The sequence below is a fragment of the Hydrogenivirga sp. 128-5-R1-1 genome (genome assembly GCF_000171895.1).
Map to the genome: position 1 here is coordinate 1 of NZ_ABHJ01000512.1, position 1,075 is coordinate 1,075.

Consider the following 1,075-nt stretch of genomic DNA (forward strand, 5'->3'; position numbering starts at 1 on the left):
TTTATATCCACATGGACATGGATTAGCCGCAGCTATAAGCTGAAATTTCGCAGGAAATTCAAATCTTCCTGAAGCCCGTGATATAACAACTTTTCCATCTTCAAGAGGCTGTCTTAAAGCTTCCAAAACAGTTCTTTTAAATTCTGGAATTTCATCTAAAAATAAAACACCGTTGTGGGCAAGGCTTACTTCACCCGGTTTTGGTATGCTTCCCCCTCCAATAAGTGCTATATCTGAGGACGTGGAATGTGGGCTTCTGAAAATTCTCTCTGTAATTATAGGTTTTTCCAAAATTCCAGCAACAGAATGTATTTTTGTTGTTTCTATTGCTTCTTCAAAAGTCAGCGGTGGAAGTATAGTTGTAAACCTTCTTGCAAGCATTGTTTTTCCACTTCCGGGAGAACCTATCATAAGAACATTATGAAATCCAGCTGCTGCTATCTCAAGGGCTCTTTTAACTATAAACTGCCCTTTTACATCTTTAAAGTCTAAAAGGCTGTTTTCACCGCTCTGGAAAAATTTATCAATATCCACATAAGCAGGCTTTTTTTCCAGTTGACCGTTAAGGAAATCAACTATTTCCTTTAAATCTTCAAATCCGTAAACATCTATACCTTTAACGAGAGCCGCTTCATTTTCATTTTCTTTTGGAAGTATTACTCTTTTAAATCCTTCTTCTTTAAGTTTTAAAGTAATTGGAAGAATACCTTTTACTTTTCTCAGCTTTCCACTTAAAGCAAGCTCTCCAATAATAGCTGTTTTTTCATCAATTTCTTTAATAATACCACTGCTGTTTAATATCCCAACTGCAATTGGAAGGTCATATAAAGTTCCCTGTTTTGGTACATTTGCAGGGGCAAGATTAACAACAATTTTTTTTGAAGGAAAATTAAAACCTGAAGAAACAACGGCAGATTTTACTCTTTCTTTACTCTCCTTTACAGCTGTATCAGGAAGACCAACAGTTATAAACTGTGGAAGACCTTTAGAAACATTCACCTCAACATCAACTATATAACCGTCTATTCCTAAAACACCTGAACTTTTTATAACAGAAAGCATATTTTTTCCTTAA

General features: G+C 35.2%; 1 protein-coding gene. It reads right to left on the reverse strand.

The window, feature by feature from the left end:
- Window positions 1-1,062 (reverse strand): YifB family Mg chelatase-like AAA ATPase (locus HG1285_RS00285; RefSeq protein ID WP_008289708.1); only part of this gene is annotated, 1,062 nt, incomplete at its 3' end.
- Between the last annotated feature and the right edge of the window lie 13 nt (window positions 1,063-1,075).